The following is a 21,698-nucleotide window of genomic DNA, read 5'->3' on the forward strand; positions in this document are numbered from 1 at the left end:
ATTCTTGAATAAGAGAGGTATATGATGGATGATAATGAGCAAATGAATGATAAAATTACTTTGGAAATTGCTAAAAAACTAGCTAGTGAAGGGAATTATGATGAGGCAATAACCTTATTGTCTCCATTAATTCATTCTTCATTTTCCATTGAAGCATTAAATCTTTTAGGTAAAATATATGCTCAAAATCAAGATTTTGAAAGTGCAGGTGTTTATTTTAAAGAAGTGCTTCAACAGGACAGTAATAATGTGGAAGCGATAAACGGATTAAAAAAATGTGAGGAACTGAAAGGTTCTAAAATTAAGACTTATTTTAATTTCAATAAGTTAAAAGTATTTTCGATGATTATTGCTGCTATTCTAGTCATTGGCATAATTTCTTTTGCATCTTTCAGTTTGTTCTCCACTGCAAATTCAAACCAATTTGAAGGTACTGCTATGGTTGATGCAGATATTATGTCTGTCAGCATTGTAGCTAATGGAGATGCACAATACTTATTGGATGAATTGAATAATATTAATTCAAATGTGGCAAAAATTGATATACATCAAAATGGAAATGTTATTGAGGTAACAGGAGATGTGAATGCAGTATATAATGTTTTATATGAATTGGAGTATTATGATGCATATGTTGAATTAATAACTTTGTCATTGTCTGATGATGTTAAAAATAAAGCAATCCAAAATGCATATGATGCCGCTTTAACCACTGCAAAGTCAAATCTGACTAACATCAAAGAGGTCAAAAATATTACATCTAGTGTTGTGCCAATTTCATTCAAATTTGATAATCCAGGTAATTTTTCACTACAAAAACAAAATGTTTTCAGTGTGTTGAATGAAGGAAACATGAAAGTTAAGGCAATATCTGTTATAGAAGTTAAATCTTAAAACAGATATTCATTTTTTTTTAAAGTGTTTTTATGGACTATAATACTCGTTTAGTTGAATTGCCAAAAAAGGGAAGGCTTTTAATTTTCACAGACCTCCATGGAAATTTTGGAGATTACAAAAAGTTTTTGAGTAAATGGGATTGTGAAGATTCCAATTGTCATATTATTATCAATGGAGATTTTATTCACAGTATCTATAAAGAAGACTTTTCAGTTGAACTTTTAGATGATATTATAGATAAATTTCATAAATATGATAATTTTCATCCCATTTTGGGCAATCATGAATGGAGTCATATTGCAAATGCAAATCTCTATAAAGGCACTGTCAACCAGAAAAAAGATTTTGAAAAACTGATTGTTAAGAAAAAAGGCTCTTTGGAACCTTATCTGTCAAATTACATAGATTTTTTCAAATCAATCCCATTTTTTGTCAAAACCGAAAACGGTATTTTTATATCTCATGCGGGACCCTCACGCAGTATTGAATCATATGAGGATTATGAATTTATAGTTGAGGATGACGATTATTACAGCGAGTTAGTCTTTTCGGTATTGTGGGCAAGACCTGAAAAGGATTACAATGAGGAAGATGTTTCATTTTTTTTAGATTTAGTCAAATCAAAGGTTATGGTGGTCGGACACACTACGGTTGATGGATATGAAGTTTTTGGAAAACAATTGATTCTTGCTTCAAGTTTCAGTTTAAATCGTAAGTGTTATTTGGATATTGATTTGTCAAATCCTATTGGAGATATGGATGATTTACTTAAAAACATTAAACTTTTGGATGATTAAATTAACAACTCTCCATTAAAAACAAATTTGTAATCATTAGATTATAAGTGAGATCTTTTTTTGCAATCATTTATTAATTGCATTAAAAACACATGATTAATATGAAAATTGTTAAAAGTTGGCTACGCTTTGTAGTCAACTGATTATTCTATTTTTAGTAATTTGGCAGCATTGTCATAAAGTATTTTCTGCCTTTCTGAGTCTGTCAAATCGATTTTATTGAAGTATTCCATTTCGCTGACAGATTCCCACATTGGATAATCTGTTCCCCACAGCACTCTATCTGCACCATATGCATGAATCAGTTCCAATGCAGTTTCAGGGGTCAATGCATATAGGCTTGAGCTCAAGTCAACATAGATGTTTTTAAAACCTGACAGTTCACGGGTTGCATCTTCCCACATGCTCCATCCGGCAAAATGGGCTCCAATGAATGTTATGTCCGAAAATCTTTCCAGGAATGGCTTAATCTGTTCTGGATTAGAATAGTTATATCTGAAGTCACCGCAGTGGACAAGCATAGGAACACCTGCTTTGCTTACCACTTCTCCTATCCTGAATGCACGCTCTTCATTCATTGCGAACTGCTGGAAATCAGGATGAAGCTTGACGCCTTTCAAACCCAATTCAATAAGGTAATCAAAATCGCCTGGAATATCTTCACTATCTGGGTGAAGGGTTCCAAAACCAGTAAATAAATCTGGATGTGCATTTACTGCCTGGGCAATGAATTCATTTATGGACTTGACCTGCTTGGGGGTTGTTGCAACGGAATGTACGAGGTAGTGTGTAACGCCGACTTCATTTCCGTCCCTTATCAGGTCATCCAATTTGCCGTTTAATGACATGTCCAAATCATAAAAGTCTCTAATTCCTAAAACGGCCTTGTCTGCAATTTTTTCCGGATAAATGTGACAATGTGAATTTATTATTTTTTGCATATATTGGTCACCTACCAACTAGTATAATTTTTCGCCAGTATACAGATTTTCTTCAGTGTATATTCTGATTAACCTGTCAATCAAATCATCATACATTAACCTATGGCCCACAGCTCCGCCTTGCGGGGTTTTGACATTGTTTAGGGATTTGTCTGAAAATTCTCCTGAATTGTTTATGATGTACCACATTCCATGGGGAGTGTAGATGAACAGTTCCCCTTCTCCTTTTGAATAACCTTTTTTAAAGCTGTCCTGAGGGTCATAAATTTTGGTTGAATGGACTGCAAGTCTTGAAAGATCCTGCTCAGGCCTTGTGCCTGTCTTTTCAAACAGCATCTTCAGCCATTCATATGACTTGTCCATTAAATTCGCTTTTTTAATAGGGTCGGCAAATGCTTCTTTTACTTTGTTTTGTCTTGACTCTAATGTATTTGTTATTCCAAGAATCTCTTCAACTTTGCTGACGTCCTTTTCAAGGCATCTCCATCCTTCAGGCCTGCCTGTCACCTGGATGTTTCCTTCTTTGAAGTCCATTCTTCTGAAGTCTCTGAAATATGGCTTCACCTTTTCGAACTCCTCATCGGGAATTCTTTTGTTCAATCCATAGAGATATCCATATTCGTTAGCGTCATAACATTTGGTTTCAAGTTTTAAATCTTCATCTGCCATAGATATTATTATATTCAGTTTAAAATATAAATCTATTGTAACATGAACAAAATAATATGTTTAAATAAATTATATTTATTTGATTTAATTTTTTCCTAATTTTATATTCAGTTTGATAATTTAAAATTATTTTAGTAAGTTATTTTTATATTGAAAACCAATATTACTTTATGGTAAAAGTAACTATTATAGGGTCAACTGGAATCATTGGAAAAAACGTTGCATTTACCCTTGCGCGTGAGGATACAGTTGATGAAATTGTAATGTTTTCAAGACCTGAAAGTCTTGACAAGGCAAAAGGAGAAACATATGACATGTATGATGCACTGGCTGCACGTGATATCGATTGTAGACTGACACCAACTTGCGACTTTAATGATATCACAGGTTCGGCCATTGTTCTTATTGCAGCGGGAATCCACAGGGAAAAGGGCATGAAAAGATTGGATCTCGCCGTTCCCAATGCAAAGATTGTAAGTTATTACTCTAAAAAAATTGCAGAATATTCACCCGATTCAATAATATTGGTTGCAACAAATCCTGTTGATGTGATGACAACAATTGCTCTTAAGACATCTGGATTAAAGAAGAGCAAGGTCATAGGTGTTGGAAACCACTTGGATTCATTGAGACTGAAAAATTACTTCTCAAGGCAAATCGACATTAACAGTTCCGAAGTCCATACAAGGGTAATCGGCGAACATGGGGACCATATGGTTCCGCTTTTAAGCTCAACAACCATAGGTGGTATCCCATTAAAATATTTTGTAGAATATGTTGATTTGGACATTACCGCACTTGTCGAACAGTTAAGACGTGCGGGAAATACCATCATATCCAAAAAAGGAGCGACTGAGTATGGTCCTGCCTTTGCAATTTCAAATCTTATGTCCACAATTCTTACAGATTCCCATAGGGTCTTGACTGTAAGCAGCTATCTGGATGCTGAAATTGAAAGGGTTGAGGATGTTTCTCTTGGAGTTCCTGCAGTAATTACCAAAAAGGGTGTAGCAATGATTGTTCCTATTCATATGAATGATATTGAAAAGAAGGAATTTTTAAAAGCTGCAAAAACTGTTAGAGATGCAACCAAGGAAGTTTTAACTCGTTTGGAGTTATAGGAGTGTTCAATGAGTTTTATTCAAAAATGGACTGAATCAAGCCTTATTTTAAAAATCATAATAGGAATGATTGTCGGTGCCGTTTTGGGAATAATTGTACCTCAATGGTCATTCATTGGCTTTTTTGGTAAAGTATTTGTAGAAGCCCTAAAATCTGTTGCACCACTTTTAGTTTTTATTTTGGTAGCTTCGGCCATTTCTCAGGCAAAAACTGGAGTAGGGTCTAAATTTAAAATTATTATTGCAATATTTTTGCTGATGAATTTTATTGCTGCAGTCGTTGCAACGGTAGCATGTTTCATATTCCCTGTAAGCATTCACTTATCCACAGCCAGCACAGCTGCTTCTCCTGGAGGACTGGCGGATATATTAGGTGGAATGGTTTTGAAGATTTTTTCCAATCCGATAAAATCATTGTCTGAAGGGGAGTATCTCGGAATATTATTCTGGTCCATAATCATTGGAATCGCTTTAAGGATGGTAGCTAGTGACACAACAAAAGATTTGCTAAGCGATATTGCTGAAGTGTTCTCCAAAATCGTTTATTTCATTATTCAATTCGCTCCAATAGGAGTTATGGGTTTGGTGTTTACCTCCGTTTGCGAAAGCGGCTTGAGTATTTTTTCACAATATGGAGAGCTTATATTCCTGATTGTCGGATGCATTCTCATTATGGGATTTATAATCAATCCATTATTATCATTCCTGCTTTTAAAAAGAAACCCTTACCCACTGGTTTTCACATGCTTTAAGGAAAGCGGAATAACAGCATTTTTCTCAAGAAGTTCTGCTGCAAACATTCCAATCAATATGCAATTATGTGAAAAGCTGGGTCTTGATAGGGATTTCTATTCAGTCACCATTCCGTTAGGCTCAACAATAAATACGAATGGGGCTGCCGTAACCATTGCTGTCATGACTCTTGTTGCATGCCATACGATGGGAATTCCGGTTCATTTGTCATGGGCCATTCTTTTATGTGCGGTAACTACATTGGCTGCATGCTGCGCTTCAGGTGTTGTCGGAGGATCATTGCTGCTGATCCCGTTAACCTGTTCACTGTTCGGCATCAGTCAGGATATTTCAATGCAGGTTGTTGCAGTAGGATTTATAATCAGCGTAATTCAGGATTCCTTCGAAACAGCCCTTAATTCTTCAAGTGATGTCCTGTTTACTGCGGATACAGAATATTATATCAGGGCTAAAAATGGTGAGCCCGTTAATTATTTGGGAGAATTTTCAAAAGGTGATTAAATGAAACTTGTCGTACAAAGGGTAACTTCAGCTAGCGTGGAAGTGGAAGGTAAAATCGTTGGAGAGATTGAAGACGGTTTGATGGTTCTGGTAGGTTTTGGAGAAAACGACACCGCCAAAGAGGCGGATTATCTGGCCCGCAGGCTTGCAAAACTAAGAATATTTCATGATGAAAACGGCAGGATGAACAGATCCGTAATGGATATTGGCGGAAAACTATTATTAGTTCCGCAATTCACTTTATATGCTCACACTAAAAAGAACAGACCCTCATTTCACAAGGCATTGGCTCCGGAAAAGGCAACTGAACTGTTTGATTATTTCACTGAAAAATGCAGCGAATTCATTGATGTTGAAACTGGAGAATTCGGAGCCTTCATGAAGGTCAGTCTGTTGAATAATGGCCCTGTCACCATTCTTTTGGAAAAGGAATTTGAATGATATTAACAAGTTAAATACAAATATTTAAAAACAGTTACACCTAAATATATTCTTACAAGAGAGGGATGTAAATTTAAATGTCTATTGTAAATCCGAAATCAAAGGAAATAAAACGCTTAACTTCACCATTAACCTTCAAGGACTTCAAGGCCTATGACAGCCAGGGAAATCTTCTCAAGTGTAGTGAAACATTGTCCGATGTTAGGTTCATAGTGGAGCCTAAGGAGAATATTTTAAATGAGGATGAAATTTTGCAGTATGCTCCTGAATCAAAATCCGCATCACAAATAAGATTGAAAAGAGGTTTTGGAGGTATTAAGGATGTCTTATGTGTTCATGAATCTCTTCCATGGATTTTAGGATTGTTTTATGTGGTTTTGATTAGTATTGCCATCCCGGTTACATTCTCAAAAAACATGATTGGAATGTATTTGATTTTGGTTTTAGTTATATTGCCTCTGCTTTATCTGTATTATATCTTCAATTTCAAAAAACATACCAAATATACAGTTAAGAAACCGGTTAAGGAGCTTAAAAAAGTGGAAACACCAGTTCAAACAACTGTTGAGGAATCATCAGGTTTGGAATCCCTGAAAAAATATGAAAAAGAAATCAATAACTTAAAGGTATTGTTTAATGTTAAGGAAGAGGTAGTGCGAGAACTAATTGAAAAACGTTTTGAACCTCCTCAAATTACTTATGATAAGTTTATCTCATCTATAGATAATTGCCATAAGTTATTTTATGCACAGTCAGATGCGGCATTAAATATTATTAATTTGGCTGTTGAAGACACGCCAAGGGTTCAGGACGAGATTAAAAATAAGATTGATGCGATGAAGACCATCATCAATCAGATTGAAGATTTGACAAATGAGCTGGTAATCAATATCAGTTCTTCAAACGAATCGGAAGATGAGGTTAAAAATCTATTGGATGATATGGAAAATTTAATTGACTCGGTAAAAGAGTATTAGGTGATATGATGAGTAAAATTTGTCCAAAATGTGGTAAGGAATTGCCTGATGATGCAAGATTTTGTATGGACTGCGGATACACTATAGATAAGCCTGAAAGCAGTGGATTTCTAAGTAACTTTCCGCTTCCAACACTGTTTATTGTTCTGATTATTGCAATATTGGTTATTGGTGGCGTGTTCATCCTTTCTTCAGAATCTGGAGGCAATAACAATGCTCCTGACAGAACAGATGAAGTTACACATGCTGTTGATTTAACAATAGATGGTGTTGATGGATGGGATGATACTTATTCTGGTAAAAAAAGCTATACATTATATACTGAAGCAATATTCAATAGTGTTCCGGGAAATCTAAAGGGTTATAATGTTAAGACCACATATTACGATTCCAATGGTTCTGAGATTGGTCATGAAACTGAAAAATTGGAAAACGTGTATTATGACACTCAATTTTCAATTAATTTCGGACATTACACAACATATAAATTGCCTGACCCGGATCATGTAAAAGTAGAAATTATAAATGGTGGAAAAGTTATAGATTCTTATACAGAACAAATTGATAGAAACAAAATTGATTATTTAAATTAATGGTGATGCAAATGGCTGAATTCTCACTTGATGTAGATGGTATTAAAGAAGATGTTGAAAAGTCAATAAATGTCGAAAAGGAAAAACTGGAAGATTCAAATCTCAAGGCTCAAGCAGGCAACAATGCACAGGCAATATTTGATGCAGACTTGAACAATCCTCAGGAAAGGGAAGGCATATTAAAACCTCTCGACAATTTTGGATTGAATGAAATGTCAAGATCTGCTTCCCACAATGAGATGTTGGCAACAAGATTTGTTGATTTGACAAAAGGCGGAAAAGATGCAGACAATATTGGTGACCAGTTAATCGAATTAAACAAACAGATGAAGGATTTGGACCCAAGCAAAGTTGATTTTGCAAAAAAAGGAGTCATAGGAAACCTTATGAACCCTGTAAGAAAATACTTTGCAAAATATGAAAAAGCTGAAGGAGCCATTTCTGACATTGTTGAATCACTTGACAAAAGCAGCAAAGTATTGCAAAATGATAATATCACTCTTTTAAATGAAGAAAATTATTTAAGGGAAGTTACAAACAAGCTTTTAGCAGATATTGAACTTGGAAAACAGATGGATGCATCTATCGAGGCACAAATCCAAACTGCTGAAATTGAAGGTGTTGAACAAAGCAAAATAGATTTTGTTCGTGAAGAGATATTGTTCCCATTAAGGCAAAGGATCATGGATATGCAACAGATGATTGTTGTAAATCAGCAAGGAATTGTTTCACTAAATGTAATCAGACGTAACAATAAGGAATTAATTCGTGGAGTCAACCGTGCAAAGACCGTAACCGTATCAGCTCTGAGAACAGGTGTAATGGTTGCAAGCGCACTTTATGACCAAAAAATTGTCATGGATAAGATTACTATCTTAAACCAGACCACTGAAAACATCATTGAATCCACTTCACACATGCTTAAGGAGCAAGGCAGTGAAATTCAAAAGCACAGTGCAGAAGCCATGATTTCACCGGATGTATTGAAAGCTGCATTTGCAGAGGCACTGCAAGCTATTGATGATGTAAGCAATTATAAGGTTCAGGCATTGCCTCAAATGAAAGAAACCATTAACATGTTTAGCGACATGGCAGATGAAGGTCAAAAAGTAGTTGATAAAATAGAGACAGGAAACAATAACATTTTAGAATAGATATGAATCTGACAGAAAAGATTAAAAACTCATGGTGGGTAATCCTTTCGTTTATCTTTTTTTTAAATGGTTTAGGGTTCCTGTATATAGGATTTAAGCACAACAATAGAAATTGGATTCTGGAAGGAATTACCTATGAATTTCCATGGTTTTTCTATTTTATAATATTTGCAATCTATGGGGTAAGCGTTCCCTCAACACTAATAATCGACTTTGCACTCATATTGATGCTGATTAGTATAATCAGGTCTGTATGGGTGGCAATCAAGCTTGCAGACGTGTACGATAATAATGAAAAGTACACCATTAAGCAAACTAATTTGAATCATTCTGTTAATAATCAAAATAAAGACAATGGCTCTTCAAGTATATGCTGCTGTCTTTGTCTGATTTGTATCTTTATAATATTTGCAGTAATGGCTCTATAATCATTACTGGCTATTTTTTTAAAATGGGATTTAAATGATGTTTAGAAAGATGAGAAGACAAAAGCAAGAGCTTTCAAAAGAGGAATGTATAAATATATTGACTAACGAGCCCAGAGGGGTTTTGGCTTTAATAGGAGATTATGATTATCCTTATGCACTTCCAATGTCTCATGTATATGTTGATGGCAAAATATACTTCCATGGAGCAATGGAAGGCCATAAAAATGATGCGGTTTGCAAAAATGATAAGGTTTCATATTGTGTAATGGATAAGGGAGTCAAAAACGATGATGGATGGTCTTATACATTTAAAAGCGTAATTGTTTTTGGAAAAATCAGGTTTTTGACTGATGAAGCGGAAAAGATTGAGAAGTTAACATGTTTGGGAGATAAGTTTTTCCCAACTCATGAAGATACAGTCAAAGAGATTTCAAGGCTTCTTGATAAAACAGAAGTTTTTGAGATAACAATTGAGCATATGAGCGGTAAAATCGTTCGGGAAAAGTAAAGGAATAGAATCATGATAGGAAATGACTGGGATTTGGTTTTGGAAGATGAATTTAAAAAGGACTATTTTTTGAAGATTAAGGATTTTGTTGATGAGGAGTACCGGACAAAAACAATCTATCCTCCGTATGAAGAGATATTCAACGCTTTTAAGTTCACTCCATTGAGCAATGTCAAGGTGGTTATTCTGGGCCAGGACCCATATCATGAAGAGGGTCAGGCACATGGCCTAGCCTTTTCAACACCAGACGGCAGACCGATTCCAAGATCACTTAAAAACATTTTCAAGGAGATAAATTCCGAGTATGATTATCCAATTCCGGATTCAGGCTGTCTTGAAAAATGGGCAAAACAGGGTGTTTTTCTATTGAATACCGTGTTGACAGTTGAAGACGGCAATGCTAATTCCCACAGCAAGTGCGGATGGCAAACCTTCACTGATAATGTAATTAAAATATTGAACAGTCAAAAACAGCCTATTGTATTTTTACTTTGGGGAAAACAGGCTGAAAAGAAAAAAGAGTTGATTACAAACCCGAATCATTTGGTATTGATTACTTCACACCCGTCACCATTCTCGGCAAGGCGTGGTTTTTTGGGTTGCAATCATTTTAAATTGGCCAATGAATTTTTAAAAGAAAATAAAAAAGAAGAAATAGATTGGAATTTAATCTAGGCCTCTTTTCCATTCTCCGGCACATCTGTATCTTGACCCTGAACTTTTGGAATAGCCACGTTTAAATTCTGAAACGGAATCGAATAAGCAACCTAGTCCCCTACTGGATTTTTCGTAATTTGCAGAACGGTTGATTTCAATTCCGATACTTTGAGCCTCTCCGTATGAGTCAATATCCGCACCGATGAATAGGAATTCCCAATCGTGGCTTTGAATCAAGTTCTTAACATCGCTTTTTGTGTATTTTGTAGATGCATTTTCAAGGCCGTCTGTGGTAATTACAAACATCACCTTTTGAGAAATCTCTTTGTCCAGAGATTCGATTGTAGTTCCAATTGCATCCAAAAGGGCGGTACATCCGCTTGCAAAGTATTCCTCATCGGTAAGTTCTTTTACTTCTTCAATAGGTTTTCTTGTGTATAAAATTTTGTATTCGTCGTCAAAAAGAACTAATGTGACATATGTTTTGATATCCTTTGTTTTTTCTCTTTCAATGAAAGAATTGAATCCGCCGATTGTATCTTCCACAATGTTCCACATAGAACCGCTCTTGTCTAAAATGAAAATTAGATCCATTGCGTTTTCTTGAGCTTTCGGTTTGTTATTTTCATCCAATCCAGCAAATGATTTCACATTTGTTACATTTTTTTCTTCACTAAAGAGTCCATCTTTATCAAGAAATCCCATATTTTTCACCTCGATATAATTAATTTTTGAAGAGTCTCATCTTCATTATTAAATTTAATCGAGAGTATATATAAATCACTTAAAGCAAAAGCTTTCTATTAAAAAAATAAGATGGAGTCAGCTCATAACTCCAAAATTGACTCCATTGCTTCCAATGGAAACGAATGAATGGTGTCCGCTGTCACTTCTAGGGTAGTCATATCTTTGTGATTCGATAGCATTTACTACCTGATAATTTTGATATTCATCATTAAGGATGTCATAGAATTCCTTGTGGGTGAAGTTGGAATTGGATGCTGATTTAACCACTTCTTTGATTGTTGGGGTCATTTCATTTCCTCTCCAGGCAATGTAGTAGAATTCCTCTCCTGCCGAAAACCATAATTTTGAGTTGTTTGCCTCATCATGTCTGTCATAGGTTGTGAAATGAATGGCATCATGTCCTTCAACCTTGACTTTTTTGGCTTGGTTGTGTTCAATGAAGTACCCGTACAGTTCCATTATGGCCGGATTGACATAACGGATAGTAAAAACGTCAATGTCCTCATCATATTCATACATATGAAAATCGCTCTTATATGGGTTCTCGTATTTTGGAGGGATTTTGAACTCTTCATATCCTACATTGGCAGTTGTCCAATTGGATGAGTCAATTGCACTGACTGCACCAATCAGAATGAACAGCACCAAAAGAGAAATTGAGATTTTTTTAATCATGATAATATATTATAAGTAACTTATTGTTAAATAATTTGAAAAAAGTCATGATTTAATGATTGTCATGGGGGAGGGATGTTTGCTTTAAAAAATAGTTTTTGTTCCAGCTAATTTAAATTGAATGATGGATTAATTTAATTCAAGATGTTGGAAAATGGCATGGTTTAATTGATTGGTAATCAATCATATGACAATTTCAAAATCGATCTTTCTGTTCTCTCTTCTTCTGGAGTCCATGTCAACAAAATCGTATACAAGCGGATTTTTGATTAATGTTTTCCAAACCTCAAATGTTTCTTTGAGAAAATCATGTCTGAAGGGGATGTGATTTTCTATGATTGGACATTCATATGGAAATTCTGTTGAGTCCAATACCAGATGAAATTTTCCGTCCTTGGATATGTGGGGCACTAAAGGAAATGTCCTGCATTGTATTGGCCTGATGCTTCTATCGCACTTAGGGGGATTTTTGCATTTGACAAGACATACATCCCCTTTCCATGAATGTGGAAAGTCAAGTTCCTTTGCATCAATGTAGTAGAGTTCAAATTCATCGCTTTCCTCATACATCAGTTCCTCGCCAGGCATGAGGAATAGGGCAAGGTCTTCATTGGGATATTCTTCGCTGTCGAACACGCAGCATATCTCTCCACATAGCTTTCCGCAATCAAAATCAACTGGTGTGACCTTATCCAGCCTTTGGTAAATTTTTTCAATAGATTCTTTCATTTCCCTTTTTGAATTTTCCATATTTTCTAATTGTTTTCAAAATTTAAATAGCTTTTTATCATCAAAATTTTTTCATTTAAAGTAGGTCAAATGAATTATTATATATAAGATACAAAGATATTAAACAGTACAGGTGAAATAATGTTTAAAAAATTAATTGTGTGTTTGGTATTTTTTCTGATGATGATCAGTGCAGTAAGTGCAGTTAATCATAATGACTTTACGGCACCCGATGATTTTAAGAAGATTCGCGAGGATGCCTATGTGTTATATGGAACTTTAAAGAATGCAGATGAACTTTTGTCTATTGTAGAGTATACTGAGTATGATTGGAATGATTATACCCACAATGACACTGAGTATAAGTACACTGTATTTAAGGGCGAAAATAATACATTTAATTATACTGACTACAAAATTAATGAGGTAGGCTCCTTTGAACTTGTTGAATCTCAGGGCAACAAATACATAATTGATTTTTCAATAATAGGCGATGATACTCATCTAAACAAAACCTATGCCCACCTGCTTGAATTCAACAGATTAAACAATATTGGGCCTATAGAAAAATAATTATTTTTCAACTCTTTTTTTAGTACTTGTGGCAATATTAAAAAAATCAAGCAACGGGAAAATGATGCCTATTTTAGTGTTCATTTAAACAGTAATATTTTTGCAATATTTGGGGGATAATATTTAAACCAATTTGGAAAATTTTTATCAAAAAATATAAAAACGTTTATCAAGGCTTATTTCTTAAAATAAATAGTTATATAAGGTATTTTGATGGTTAATAGTACAAAATAGGGTCATTTATAAATTAATTAAGTTAGAATTCTTGTTATTATATAATATCCTTTTTATAATGAATGTTTTATATTATATTTAATTAAACTGCTTAATAAATTATTTCATATCTTTTAAGCTTTTTATTGCTAAATTTAAGTAAATATTGCTTTAATGTAATATTTTCATAATGTATTAACTTTATTTTTTAAAATTGAACTCATTTAATGAGAATTAGGGAATAAAAAGGTTTATATAAGATATTTGTACTATATTTATATAAGCGAGATTAATCTCGTAGAAATTTTGTTATGGAGGTAAAATATTTTGAACAAAAAAATATTACTCACTTTCGTTTTTGTGCTTGCTGTTGCATTATCAGTGGGTACAATATATGCAAGTGATGTAAATGTTACGGATTCATATGCTTCTGGCTCACAAGATGATGTTGAAGTCATTGCTAGTGATGATTCATCAGAGTTACAGGCGAGTGAATCTGTTGTTGATAATGATTCATCAAATGATGTTTTAAAATCTGAAGATTCAAGTACTTTATCAACTAACATAGAAGACAGTAACGCTTTGGCAAGTGATGATAATGCCCAATTAGAGAGTAATATATCAAATACTGTCACTGCAAAAGATGTTACTACATATTATAAGGGAACTGCAAAATATAGCGCAACATTTTTAAATATTGATGGCACACCGTTAGTCAATAAGGATATTAAATTTGTATTAGACGGTAAAAGCTATACTGTAAAGACCAATAGTAAGGGTGTTGCTTCCTTAGATATCACTAATCTCAAACCTGGAACACACAAGATTGTTGCTACTAATCCTGAATCAGGTTATTCCTTAACTAAGAAAATTAAGGTTTTATCAACAATCGTTTCAAGTGACATGAGTAAAGTTTATACTGATAGTAAAAAATACACAGCAACTTTTCTTAACAAAAAGGGAAAAGTTCTCGCTAATAAAAATATTAAATTTAAGATCAATGGTAGAGTCTATAAAGTAAAAACTAACAGTAAAGGGAAAGCTAGTTTGTCATTAACTAATCTTCCTAAAGGAACTTATAAGATTATTTCATATAATAAAGACGGCTTAACCAAAACCAATAAAGTTAAAGTGGTTACATCAGCAAAAACCTCATTGACCACTAAAACCTACACTTTCCTTAAAAGTGATACCAAAAAGGTAAAGGTTAAATTGCTTAACGAATTTGGTTATGCTCCAAAATCAGGTAAAGTTATCAAATTCAAAATTGATGGTAAAATATACTCTGCAAACACCAATAAAAATGGTGTTGCAATATTCAAATTACCTTCACTTAAAGTGGGAATATACAATGTAAAATATAAATTTAACAAATTTGGTTATTACAAGGCATCCAGTGCAAAGGATAAAGTTGTAATCATCCCTACCAAAAACCCTACTTACACTGTTAAGAGTACAAAAACATTTGGTAAGGATGCGGGAACACAATTCCAATTAGCTTTAACATCTGGAAGCGTTCCTATTGCCAATAAAAAAATCACACTTAATGTTGATGGTAAAAAATACGTTGAAACCACAAACAGCAAGGGTATTGTTTCATTGCCAATTAATTTAGACATTGGTGAATATACAATCAAATACTCTACTGCAGCAACTTCTAAACTTAATGCAAAATCTGGATCTACTCCAATTAGTGTTGTTGAAAGAGCAGCTACTTCCGTAAACTGGAAAACTGGAACCACTTTTTATCAAGGTACTCAAACATGTAAAATTTTAGTGCTTGATGCGAATAACAAAGCTGTAACCAGTGGAAATGTTCTATTGAATGTAAATTCAAAATATTACAATGCTAAAGTGTCCTCAGATGGTTATGCAACTATTAGTGCTAGTTTTACACCAGGATTATATTCAGTTTCATATGAATATGGTGGAAACAATCTAAATGCTCCAAGTTCTGGTACAACTGCTTTAACTGTGAAAAAAATTGACACCATATCAATTGCAAATGTTATTGCTGGTGCAAGAACAGTTAAATCATATTATGCAAGCAATGAAAATTTGCCTGCTACAGTGACTGCAGGTGGAATCAAATTTACAATGCCTGAATTTTTATATGTAATGGGTGAAGCTATTACTGAGCTTGGTAATTCAAAAACAGGTAATGTTCCTATTTTAACTGGAGTCAAGGCACCTGCCTCACCTAGTGGAGATACTATTAATTCAGTTGAATTGTATAAGAAAGATTATCTGACTGTAGCAAAAAATATTGTGAACTATATTAATACTAATAAACAGGCACCTAATTTTGCTAACTCTGCTGTTGGAAAAATAATCTATGATGAATTGGGTGATGCATTCTCAAGGATTTTAGTATTTTATGCTGATAATGATAAATATTTACCAAATTACTGTACAATCACTTATGGTTCTGGATCTTCTAGTTCACAAGGTGGAACAGGTTTGAATCAGAAAAATACTGTTAAGGACTTAACTATTTATCTTAAAGCTACCGCTAATTGTCAAGTTGGAAATTCCAAACTCAAAACAAAAGTGAATTCACTTATTAAGAATGCAGCTACTGATTTAGCAAAGGCTAAAGCAATTTACAACTTTGTAAGGGATTCAATATCATACAGTTTCTATTATGATACACACTATGGTGCAGTAGGTACTTATAACAATGGTGCAGGAAACTGTGTTGACCAGGCTCACTTACTTGTTGCAATGTTAAGGACTGCAGGTCTTCCAGCCAGATACGTTCACGGAACATGTACATTCTCCAGTGGAAGTACATACGGTCACGTATGGGCTCAAGTATGCATTAATAACTATTGGTATGTTGTAGACCCAACAAGTTCAAGAAATTCATTTGGAACTATAGTTAATTGGAATACTCATTCATTTTCCTTATCAGGAACTTATGCAAGTCTTCCTTTCTAATTAACTATTCTTTTTTTCTTTTTTTTCAATTAATTAAAAAATATTGCTGTTTTCAGTATTATCAAATTTTGCGAATTTGGTTTGCTTTAAGAATTTTTTCATATCCTTATCCAAAGTATATGATAAATTGAGTACAATATCTAAGAATTCATCAAAGTCTTTTTCGGTTAATGAATCAAGACCATGCGCTAAAATGGAGTTGTTTCTCTTTTTAGTTAAATTTTTAATTTTAGAGTTGTTTTCAACATAATACTTACCCAATTCATTTCCCAGTTCATTCAAAAGTAGGAAATCTTTTTCAAGTCCTATTCTTATTTTTCCGTCTTCTCTTATTTTTTCTAATTCTGCTATGAATTCGTCAGATACGTTGTTTTCCTTAAGTGTTGAAACTTTAATGTCTGAGCTTTTCAGGTTATATTTTGTTAATTCAATTTGTGCAATCAATTCCAGTGACCTGTATAATCTTGCTATTGCATCATCATATTTGAACTCTTCAGACCTTCTCATTGAATTATTAATCAGGCTTGCAAGAATATAGCAGTTTTTCAAGTTGACTGATTTTGAATTCATGATGTTTCCAAGAGCTTTAAGATTGAATTTAATGTCGTTTTTTATATCGTTCAGCTCCATTTGATTGGCATCTACTTTTCTTAGATGGTTGTATGCTTCTTCAAAATCCATATTGTCCCATGCATAATATGATTTGAAGAGGTGAAGCAATGATTCCTTATGGATATTCAAATCAACGATGTAGTTCATCATGTCGATGCATGCCATGAAACGGTTTGCATCGAAATTGTATCTGGTTCTTGTTAGGACAAATTTGTCATGTATCTTGTAGATGTTTTGATAATTGATGATTTCGGTTCCTCTTGAAACCTCTCCTGTTGATCTGTCCCCTCCTATTGAAATAAGGTCCTTTGAATAGAACATTCCGCAGCTTGCCATTGCGGCAGACATTGTCTTGGTTCCTGAGGTATAGTCCATTATTATCTGATAGTCTTTTTCATTATCAGCGTAATCAAATTCCCATAACTTCTGTTCATATGTTTCAAAACATGTATTCAAATCATCAATTGCAGTTATTTCAACTATCTGATAATCTTCACCTTCAATAAATTCATCATTATCCCTTACAAATAAATCTTCAATATATCCAATGGTTTCTTTTGATTTGTCGGATGCAAAAAATACAACATGATTTGGACGCATCTTATCTATTGTATAAAATAATTTTTGGGCAAGATCTTTTGAGCTTTCTTCGTTTGAATTTAAATTGGTACCGGTTCCTACTGTCATGAACAGAATAACTTCTTTTCTTTTCATAATATCACTTTAAAGATTTTCTACAATTAAACTGAATAATTCCTTTGTCTTGCCGGTTGCAGTGCTTTCCCAAATATCTTCAGGTATCTCATAAACAAATGTAGGATAACCCGCCTGTGCAATAGGTTTTGAAACCAGAACCGCAGATGTGGATTTGTATGTTTCATTACCTGTTACAGGATAATAGTTGAAATCACTTTTTTCGCTGATCTTCTCAGCAATATTCACTGATGAATTATCCATTTCAGGGGTGGCGAGATAGAACCCTTCACCGTAATCGGCGTTATGGGAATGGCTGATTATGACTGCATCGGCATCAGAAGAGGTTACATTTGGATTAACATAATCATGTACAAGGCTTTCTCCGTTTGCTCTTCCCTGTTCGTAGTCATTAGGATTTTCAGTCACAGTTACCTTATAGTTGATTATCTTGACATTGTCGTTTCCAAATTCCCTTGCAGCTTGGATTTCCGGTCCAATTGACAGGGTTTCCCTTGGATGAATCCCGGTTATCAGGGCGATGCAGGTTGTTGCATTTTCATTTCCTGCTGTTCCTACTTCAACCGTTCCAATGCTTGTATTGGCAAGTGTTGCATATTCTATTTCAGGATATTGTGTGCTTTCGAAAAACACTATTCCTCCAATAATCATTAAAAATACTGCAATTAAAATTATTTTAGTTGATTTTTGCATATTCACACCTTGATAATATCTTTTGTAAAATAATGTTAATTAATTTAATCATATAAATGAGAAACTTTCATTGATTTATATATGGCCGAAACATATTATATATTAAATTTCTTAAAGTAAATCAGGAATTCTTGTGTAAAGCAAACGCTTTATGTGATTTATATATAAACGGAAACAGATTATTAATTAGAATTAAAAAGATAGATGATTATTATGAATATTGAATGCCCAAGTTGTACAGAGTCTGGATATAGACAGGATATTTCTGTGTGGGAATGCAGTAGGTATTGGAAAAAGTCCAACTTTGGGCTTATTGATTGATTTTGATCTCAACCTTTGCCTCACCATTTGGAAATATTGTTTTTGCTATTGTCATTAGATTATTTAATTTAATGAGCTTGATTTTTTACAACTTTAACATTATTTGGTTATAGTTTGGTGCTCACTTCGCCCAATGGGTGGGGTCCCAGCTGATAACCGGATCTCCTTTAATCTAATATGAGCCTGTAGTTCAGTTGGTAGAATATCTCATTTGCAATGAGAAGGCCTTGGGTTCGAGTCCCAACAGGTTCACTGGCCCGTAGTATATAATCATGGACACTATCTTTAAAGATAGTTAATGGTTTAAGTAATTTGAGGGCCGTTTAAGAGTAACTTCTTAAGAAACGTCTTTCATAATATATTCTCCAAAATTTGGGGCATTGAGTTTGCCCCATTTTTTAAAATGTAATGGGTAAAGTATCCAAGTGGTGGGGAGCTTGATTGCTACTCAAGTGCGTTAACGCTTGGGGATTCAAATTCCTCCTTTACCGTAATGGGTGGCGTAGTTTAATTGGTAAAACGACTCTCTTGCGTGTAAATGTGTGTTCGAATCACACCGTCGCAATTTGGATTCAATTCCAAAATTTAACCTCAAATTCCCTGGCCAGTTTTACACTGGCTCATGCTTTAGTGGTGTAATTGGTAACATGCGACCCTTCCAAGGTTGCGATTTGGGTTCGACTCCCAACTGGAGCACTTAGTATTAAAGTGTTGACATGCAATAATTAGAGTTCACTCCTTAAATCTAACACTTTAATACTTTTCTGCCATAATTAATTTCCAAAATATAATAGAGTTAATATATCTAAGCACTGCCAGCCAGTGCTTTTTGATATATTGTAGGAGGATAAAAATGAGATTTGATGATTTTGACATGGAAATGAGACAATATGAGGAATCCCTTGATCAATATGTTCCTGAGGAGGATTATATTGTCGTTCGTCTTGATGGGCGCTCATTCACCCGCTTGACTAAAAGGGTCTGCAAATTTAAAGCCCCTTTTGACGAAAGATTCAGGGATTTGATGACCGGAACCGTTAAATCCTTAATGGAAAGCGGTTTCAAAATCGTGTATGGATATACTGAAAGTGACGAGATTTCACTGCTCTTCCATCCTGGTGAAAATACCTTTTCAAGAAAGGTAAGAAAAATCAACTCCACCCTTTCCGGTGAAGCAAGTGCTGCATTTTCACTTAAAATCGGTCAAATTGCCACTTTTGACAGTCGTGTAGTGCCTTTGCCTAACAAAAAAAGAGTTGGGGACTATTTCAGATGGAGACAAGAGGATTCCCAGAGAAATGCCCTAAACGGATATTGTTATTGGACTTTAAGGGATGAAGGCAAAACCGCATCTCAGGCTTCTAAAGTCTTAAACGGTAAAGGTCCAAAATTCAAAAAAGAGCTATTGGCCGAAAGGGGCATCGATTTTGACGCTGTAGCCAACTGGCAAAAATACGGTTGCGGAATATACTATAAAGATGTTGAAAGAGAAGGTTTCAACCCAGTCAAAAATGAAAAAGTTATCGTAAAAAGAAGAGAATTGTTTGTAGACATGGAGATACCATATGGAGTTGAATACAGGGATTATGTATTAAAATTCCTTGATGAAAGATAGTTATAAACTATCTTTCAACAATTTTTTAACTATTTTCTGCCGGTGTTGAATTGGTCTGATGACTTGATTCCGACAAGTGACGCAAACACCGCAAGGACACATGCAACGGTACAGATTATACAGATTATCTGTGATGCCTGCACAATCATAGCTGCATATTGAGGATCTAATTTTAGGCTGCCCATTACCCAGGCAAATACCAATGTCAATAGCCCTAAACTCATGGTCTGGCCTATTGTTCTCATTGTCGCCTGTGATGCGGATGCTGTTGGTGCATCCTTAGGCGGAACTGAACTCATGATGGCGTTCATGTTCGGGCTTGAGAAGAGTCCCATTCCTATACCCTGCAATACCATTGCAAGAACCACAATATACAATGGAGTTTCCCCGGTCAGGAATGTCAGAATCGCCAATGCGATTGCAGCTATTCCTATTCCTAATGCTGCCAGCTTTTGCGGATGAATCCTGTCTGAAAGTTTACCTGCGTTAGGAGCCATTATTGCCATGATGATAGGTGTGATAATCAGTATCATTCCGGACATTTGGGCATCCCATCCCCTCACATACTGGAAATGGTAGTTCAGAATTGTTGTTACAACCATTATGGCCAGATAACTGCATAGTGCGGCAATATTTGATGATGTGAACTTCTTGTTTTTGAACAGGTTCATATTGAATACAGGGGATTTTTGCCTTAGCTCGTACCATCCGAATATTATCAGCAGGATGATTCCTGCAAGGGTCAATATTTTTCCGGTAGTTGTGATTAATGTTGTAAATCCGTAAATGAATGCCAGAATTCCCATTGCATATAGGATTGAACCGACCTTATCGATTTTATCTTTTTCATATGTTTTCCATTCTTGAGGTATTTTCAGAATCATCAAGATTATGCACAATACCAGAAATGGAATTACAAAGTAAAACATTGATCTCCAGCCGAGATTATGCACTAAAAATCCACATATTACAGGTGATAGGGATGTTGCAAGATATACTCCTGTCACGGTAAATCCCAATGCCTTTCCACGATTTTGGGGTTTGACCGCTTGCACTACCATAGCCATTGCGGATACATTTAGGAATGCAACCCCTGCGCCTTGAACTATTCTGAATATTAAGAAGCTCTCGGTTGAAAATGATACAACCGCACCGACTGATCCGATTAGATATACAATAATACCTGCAAGAAGTGATTTCTTAACTCCGAATTTTCCTGAAATTTGCCCTGCCGGAACGGTGAACACCGCCACAACAAGGAAAAAGATTGTTGGAATCCAATTTTGGATTACGTTATTCATTGCAAAGTCTTTTGCAATGGCTGGAACACCTATAATTATCCCATTTGATAAAAACACTGCAAAAAACGATGTAATAAATGATACAAATATTACTATTGTTTCTAAATCTAATTTCATAATAAACCCTC

General features: G+C 34.7%; 22 protein-coding genes and 2 tRNA genes. 16 read left to right on the plus strand and 8 right to left on the minus strand.

What is annotated here, in order from left to right:
- Window positions 1-21 precede the first annotated feature (21 nt).
- Together ACJMML_RS09215 and ACJMML_RS09220 are read left to right on the plus strand one after the other, a co-directional pair.
- Window positions 22-894 (plus strand): tetratricopeptide repeat protein, encoded by an 873-nt coding sequence (locus tag ACJMML_RS09215; RefSeq protein WP_405307031.1) that lies wholly within the window; start codon window positions 22-24, stop codon window positions 892-894.
- Between the two features lie 32 nt (window positions 895-926).
- On the plus strand, window positions 927-1,694 hold the full coding sequence (locus ACJMML_RS09220; protein WP_405307032.1) for a metallophosphoesterase: 768 nt from the start codon (window positions 927-929) through the stop codon (window positions 1,692-1,694).
- Between the two features lie 143 nt (window positions 1,695-1,837).
- On the opposite strand, the gene ACJMML_RS09225 is transcribed toward ACJMML_RS09220, so the two are convergent.
- Entirely contained in the window at window positions 1,838-2,635 is a 798-nt protein-coding gene (locus tag ACJMML_RS09225; RefSeq protein ID WP_405307033.1) for an amidohydrolase family protein, read from the minus strand.
- 18 nt (window positions 2,636-2,653) lie between these two features.
- A complete protein-coding gene (locus tag ACJMML_RS09230; protein WP_405307034.1) occupies window positions 2,654-3,304 on the minus strand; it encodes a hypothetical protein in 651 nt (216 codons plus the stop codon).
- Between the two features lie 170 nt (window positions 3,305-3,474).
- Between ACJMML_RS09230 and ACJMML_RS09235 the strand changes: the two genes are divergently transcribed.
- The 9 genes from ACJMML_RS09235 to ung all read left to right on the plus strand — a co-directional run bounded on the left by ACJMML_RS09235 (window position 3,475) and on the right by ung (window position 10,455).
- Window positions 3,475-4,425, plus strand: a complete 951-nt coding sequence (locus ACJMML_RS09235) for a malate dehydrogenase (RefSeq protein ID WP_405307035.1) — start codon at window positions 3,475-3,477, stop codon at window positions 4,423-4,425.
- A 9-nt stretch (window positions 4,426-4,434) separates the two neighbouring features.
- Window positions 4,435-5,679 carry a serine/threonine transporter SstT gene (gene sstT / locus ACJMML_RS09240; RefSeq protein WP_405307036.1) on the plus strand — a complete coding sequence of 415 codons (1,245 nt, stop codon included), beginning with the start codon at window positions 4,435-4,437 and terminating at the stop codon, window positions 5,677-5,679.
- Window positions 5,680-6,120, plus strand: a complete 441-nt coding sequence (dtd, locus tag ACJMML_RS09245; protein WP_405307037.1) for a D-aminoacyl-tRNA deacylase — start codon at window positions 5,680-5,682, stop codon at window positions 6,118-6,120.
- 77 nt (window positions 6,121-6,197) lie between these two features.
- Complete coding sequence (locus tag ACJMML_RS09250; RefSeq protein WP_405307038.1) at window positions 6,198-7,097, plus strand: hypothetical protein; 900 nt, start codon at window positions 6,198-6,200, stop codon at window positions 7,095-7,097.
- An 8-nt stretch (window positions 7,098-7,105) separates the two neighbouring features.
- Window positions 7,106-7,690: a zinc ribbon domain-containing protein gene (locus ACJMML_RS09255; RefSeq protein WP_405307039.1), complete on the plus strand. Its 585-nt coding sequence runs from the start codon at window positions 7,106-7,108 to the stop codon at window positions 7,688-7,690.
- 11 nt (window positions 7,691-7,701) lie between these two features.
- Window positions 7,702-8,844: a toxic anion resistance protein gene (locus ACJMML_RS09260; RefSeq protein WP_405307040.1), complete on the plus strand. Its 1,143-nt coding sequence runs from the start codon at window positions 7,702-7,704 to the stop codon at window positions 8,842-8,844.
- A 2-nt stretch (window positions 8,845-8,846) separates the two neighbouring features.
- Window positions 8,847-9,272, plus strand: coding sequence for a hypothetical protein (locus ACJMML_RS09265; protein WP_405307041.1), 426 nt, complete (start codon window positions 8,847-8,849; stop codon window positions 9,270-9,272).
- Window positions 9,273-9,306: 34 nt separating this feature from the next.
- Window positions 9,307-9,780, plus strand: a complete 474-nt coding sequence (locus ACJMML_RS09270) for a pyridoxamine 5'-phosphate oxidase family protein (RefSeq protein ID WP_405307042.1) — start codon at window positions 9,307-9,309, stop codon at window positions 9,778-9,780.
- Window positions 9,781-9,792: 12 nt separating this feature from the next.
- The gene (gene ung / locus ACJMML_RS09275) at window positions 9,793-10,455 is read left to right on the plus strand and encodes a uracil-DNA glycosylase (RefSeq protein WP_405307043.1); all 663 of its coding nucleotides are present in this window, start codon (window positions 9,793-9,795) and stop codon (window positions 10,453-10,455) included.
- Here the strand turns inward: ung and ACJMML_RS09280 are convergent.
- The 3 genes from ACJMML_RS09280 to ACJMML_RS09290 form a co-directional block, all read right to left on the minus strand.
- On the minus strand, window positions 10,447-11,142 hold the full coding sequence (locus ACJMML_RS09280; protein WP_405307044.1) for a vWA domain-containing protein: 696 nt from the start codon (window positions 11,140-11,142) through the stop codon (window positions 10,447-10,449). The genes ung and ACJMML_RS09280 overlap by 9 nt on opposite strands.
- A 117-nt stretch (window positions 11,143-11,259) precedes the next feature.
- Window positions 11,260-11,859, minus strand: coding sequence for a hypothetical protein (locus tag ACJMML_RS09285; protein WP_405307045.1), 600 nt, complete (start codon window positions 11,857-11,859; stop codon window positions 11,260-11,262).
- A 183-nt stretch (window positions 11,860-12,042) separates the two neighbouring features.
- Window positions 12,043-12,609: a hypothetical protein gene (locus tag ACJMML_RS09290; protein ID WP_405307046.1), complete on the minus strand. Its 567-nt coding sequence runs from the start codon at window positions 12,607-12,609 to the stop codon at window positions 12,043-12,045.
- Between the two features lie 120 nt (window positions 12,610-12,729).
- Here ACJMML_RS09290 and ACJMML_RS09295 point away from each other — a divergent pair, with 120 nt between their 5' ends.
- Both ACJMML_RS09295 and ACJMML_RS09300 read left to right on the plus strand, forming a co-directional pair.
- On the plus strand, window positions 12,730-13,161 hold the full coding sequence (locus tag ACJMML_RS09295) for a hypothetical protein (protein WP_405307047.1): 432 nt from the start codon (window positions 12,730-12,732) through the stop codon (window positions 13,159-13,161).
- Between the two features lie 540 nt (window positions 13,162-13,701).
- A complete protein-coding gene (locus ACJMML_RS09300) occupies window positions 13,702-16,314 on the plus strand; it encodes a transglutaminase domain-containing protein (RefSeq protein ID WP_405307048.1) in 2,613 nt (870 codons plus the stop codon).
- A gap of 33 nt (window positions 16,315-16,347) precedes the next feature.
- On the opposite strand, the gene ACJMML_RS09305 is transcribed toward ACJMML_RS09300, so the two are convergent.
- Both ACJMML_RS09305 and ACJMML_RS09310 read right to left on the minus strand, forming a co-directional pair.
- Window positions 16,348-17,640, minus strand: a complete 1,293-nt coding sequence (locus ACJMML_RS09305) for a TIGR02710 family CRISPR-associated CARF protein (RefSeq protein WP_405307049.1) — start codon at window positions 17,638-17,640, stop codon at window positions 16,348-16,350.
- Window positions 17,641-17,649: 9 nt separating this feature from the next.
- Window positions 17,650-18,333 (minus strand): hypothetical protein, encoded by a 684-nt coding sequence (locus ACJMML_RS09310; protein ID WP_405307050.1) that lies wholly within the window; start codon window positions 18,331-18,333, stop codon window positions 17,650-17,652.
- Window positions 18,334-18,833: 500 nt separating this feature from the next.
- Here ACJMML_RS09310 and ACJMML_RS09315 point away from each other — a divergent pair.
- From ACJMML_RS09315 to ACJMML_RS09325, 3 genes are all read left to right on the plus strand, one after another.
- Window positions 18,834-18,906, plus strand: a tRNA-Ala gene (locus ACJMML_RS09315).
- Between the two features lie 372 nt (window positions 18,907-19,278).
- A tRNA-Gly gene (locus ACJMML_RS09320) sits at window positions 19,279-19,350 on the plus strand.
- 157 nt (window positions 19,351-19,507) lie between these two features.
- The gene (locus tag ACJMML_RS09325; protein WP_405307052.1) at window positions 19,508-20,269 is read left to right on the plus strand and encodes a tRNA(His) guanylyltransferase Thg1 family protein; all 762 of its coding nucleotides are present in this window, start codon (window positions 19,508-19,510) and stop codon (window positions 20,267-20,269) included.
- Window positions 20,270-20,298: 29 nt separating this feature from the next.
- Here ACJMML_RS09325 and ACJMML_RS09330 read toward each other — a convergent pair whose 3' ends face one another.
- Window positions 20,299-21,687 (minus strand): MFS transporter, encoded by a 1,389-nt coding sequence (locus tag ACJMML_RS09330; RefSeq protein ID WP_405307053.1) that lies wholly within the window; start codon window positions 21,685-21,687, stop codon window positions 20,299-20,301.
- Window positions 21,688-21,698: the final 11 nt, after the last annotated feature.

Origin of the sequence: Methanobrevibacter sp., assembly GCF_045130115.1 — an archaeon.
Classification (GTDB): domain Archaea; phylum Methanobacteriota; class Methanobacteria; order Methanobacteriales; family Methanobacteriaceae; genus Methanocatella.

What these genes read in the sequence shown, in the direction of transcription:
- ACJMML_RS09215 (WP_405307031.1), top strand. Translation starts at nt 22, where the DNA reads ATGATGGATGATAATGAGCAAATGAATGATAAAATTACTTTGGAAATT.
- ACJMML_RS09220 (WP_405307032.1), top strand. Translation starts at nt 927, where the DNA reads ATGGACTATAATACTCGTTTAGTTGAATTGCCAAAAAAGGGAAGGCTT.
- ACJMML_RS09225 (WP_405307033.1), bottom strand. Translation starts at nt 2,635, where the DNA reads ATGCAAAAAATAATAAATTCACATTGTCACATTTATCCGGAAAAAATT.
- ACJMML_RS09230 (WP_405307034.1), bottom strand. Translation starts at nt 3,304, where the DNA reads ATGGCAGATGAAGATTTAAAACTTGAAACCAAATGTTATGACGCTAAC.
- ACJMML_RS09235 (WP_405307035.1), top strand. Translation starts at nt 3,475, where the DNA reads ATGGTAAAAGTAACTATTATAGGGTCAACTGGAATCATTGGAAAAAAC.
- sstT (WP_405307036.1), top strand. Translation starts at nt 4,435, where the DNA reads ATGAGTTTTATTCAAAAATGGACTGAATCAAGCCTTATTTTAAAAATC.
- dtd (WP_405307037.1), top strand. Translation starts at nt 5,680, where the DNA reads ATGAAACTTGTCGTACAAAGGGTAACTTCAGCTAGCGTGGAAGTGGAA.
- ACJMML_RS09250 (WP_405307038.1), top strand. Translation starts at nt 6,198, where the DNA reads ATGTCTATTGTAAATCCGAAATCAAAGGAAATAAAACGCTTAACTTCA.
- ACJMML_RS09255 (WP_405307039.1), top strand. Translation starts at nt 7,106, where the DNA reads ATGAGTAAAATTTGTCCAAAATGTGGTAAGGAATTGCCTGATGATGCA.
- ACJMML_RS09260 (WP_405307040.1), top strand. Translation starts at nt 7,702, where the DNA reads ATGGCTGAATTCTCACTTGATGTAGATGGTATTAAAGAAGATGTTGAA.
- ACJMML_RS09265 (WP_405307041.1), top strand. Translation starts at nt 8,847, where the DNA reads ATGAATCTGACAGAAAAGATTAAAAACTCATGGTGGGTAATCCTTTCG.
- ACJMML_RS09270 (WP_405307042.1), top strand. Translation starts at nt 9,307, where the DNA reads ATGATGTTTAGAAAGATGAGAAGACAAAAGCAAGAGCTTTCAAAAGAG.
- ung (WP_405307043.1), top strand. Translation starts at nt 9,793, where the DNA reads ATGATAGGAAATGACTGGGATTTGGTTTTGGAAGATGAATTTAAAAAG.
- ACJMML_RS09280 (WP_405307044.1), bottom strand. Translation starts at nt 11,142, where the DNA reads ATGGGATTTCTTGATAAAGATGGACTCTTTAGTGAAGAAAAAAATGTA.
- ACJMML_RS09285 (WP_405307045.1), bottom strand. Translation starts at nt 11,859, where the DNA reads ATGATTAAAAAAATCTCAATTTCTCTTTTGGTGCTGTTCATTCTGATT.
- ACJMML_RS09290 (WP_405307046.1), bottom strand. Translation starts at nt 12,609, where the DNA reads ATGGAAAATTCAAAAAGGGAAATGAAAGAATCTATTGAAAAAATTTAC.
- ACJMML_RS09295 (WP_405307047.1), top strand. Translation starts at nt 12,730, where the DNA reads ATGTTTAAAAAATTAATTGTGTGTTTGGTATTTTTTCTGATGATGATC.
- ACJMML_RS09305 (WP_405307049.1), bottom strand. Translation starts at nt 17,640, where the DNA reads ATGAAAAGAAAAGAAGTTATTCTGTTCATGACAGTAGGAACCGGTACC.
- ACJMML_RS09310 (WP_405307050.1), bottom strand. Translation starts at nt 18,333, where the DNA reads ATGCAAAAATCAACTAAAATAATTTTAATTGCAGTATTTTTAATGATT.
- ACJMML_RS09325 (WP_405307052.1), top strand. Translation starts at nt 19,508, where the DNA reads ATGAGATTTGATGATTTTGACATGGAAATGAGACAATATGAGGAATCC.
- ACJMML_RS09330 (WP_405307053.1), bottom strand. Translation starts at nt 21,687, where the DNA reads ATGAAATTAGATTTAGAAACAATAGTAATATTTGTATCATTTATTACA.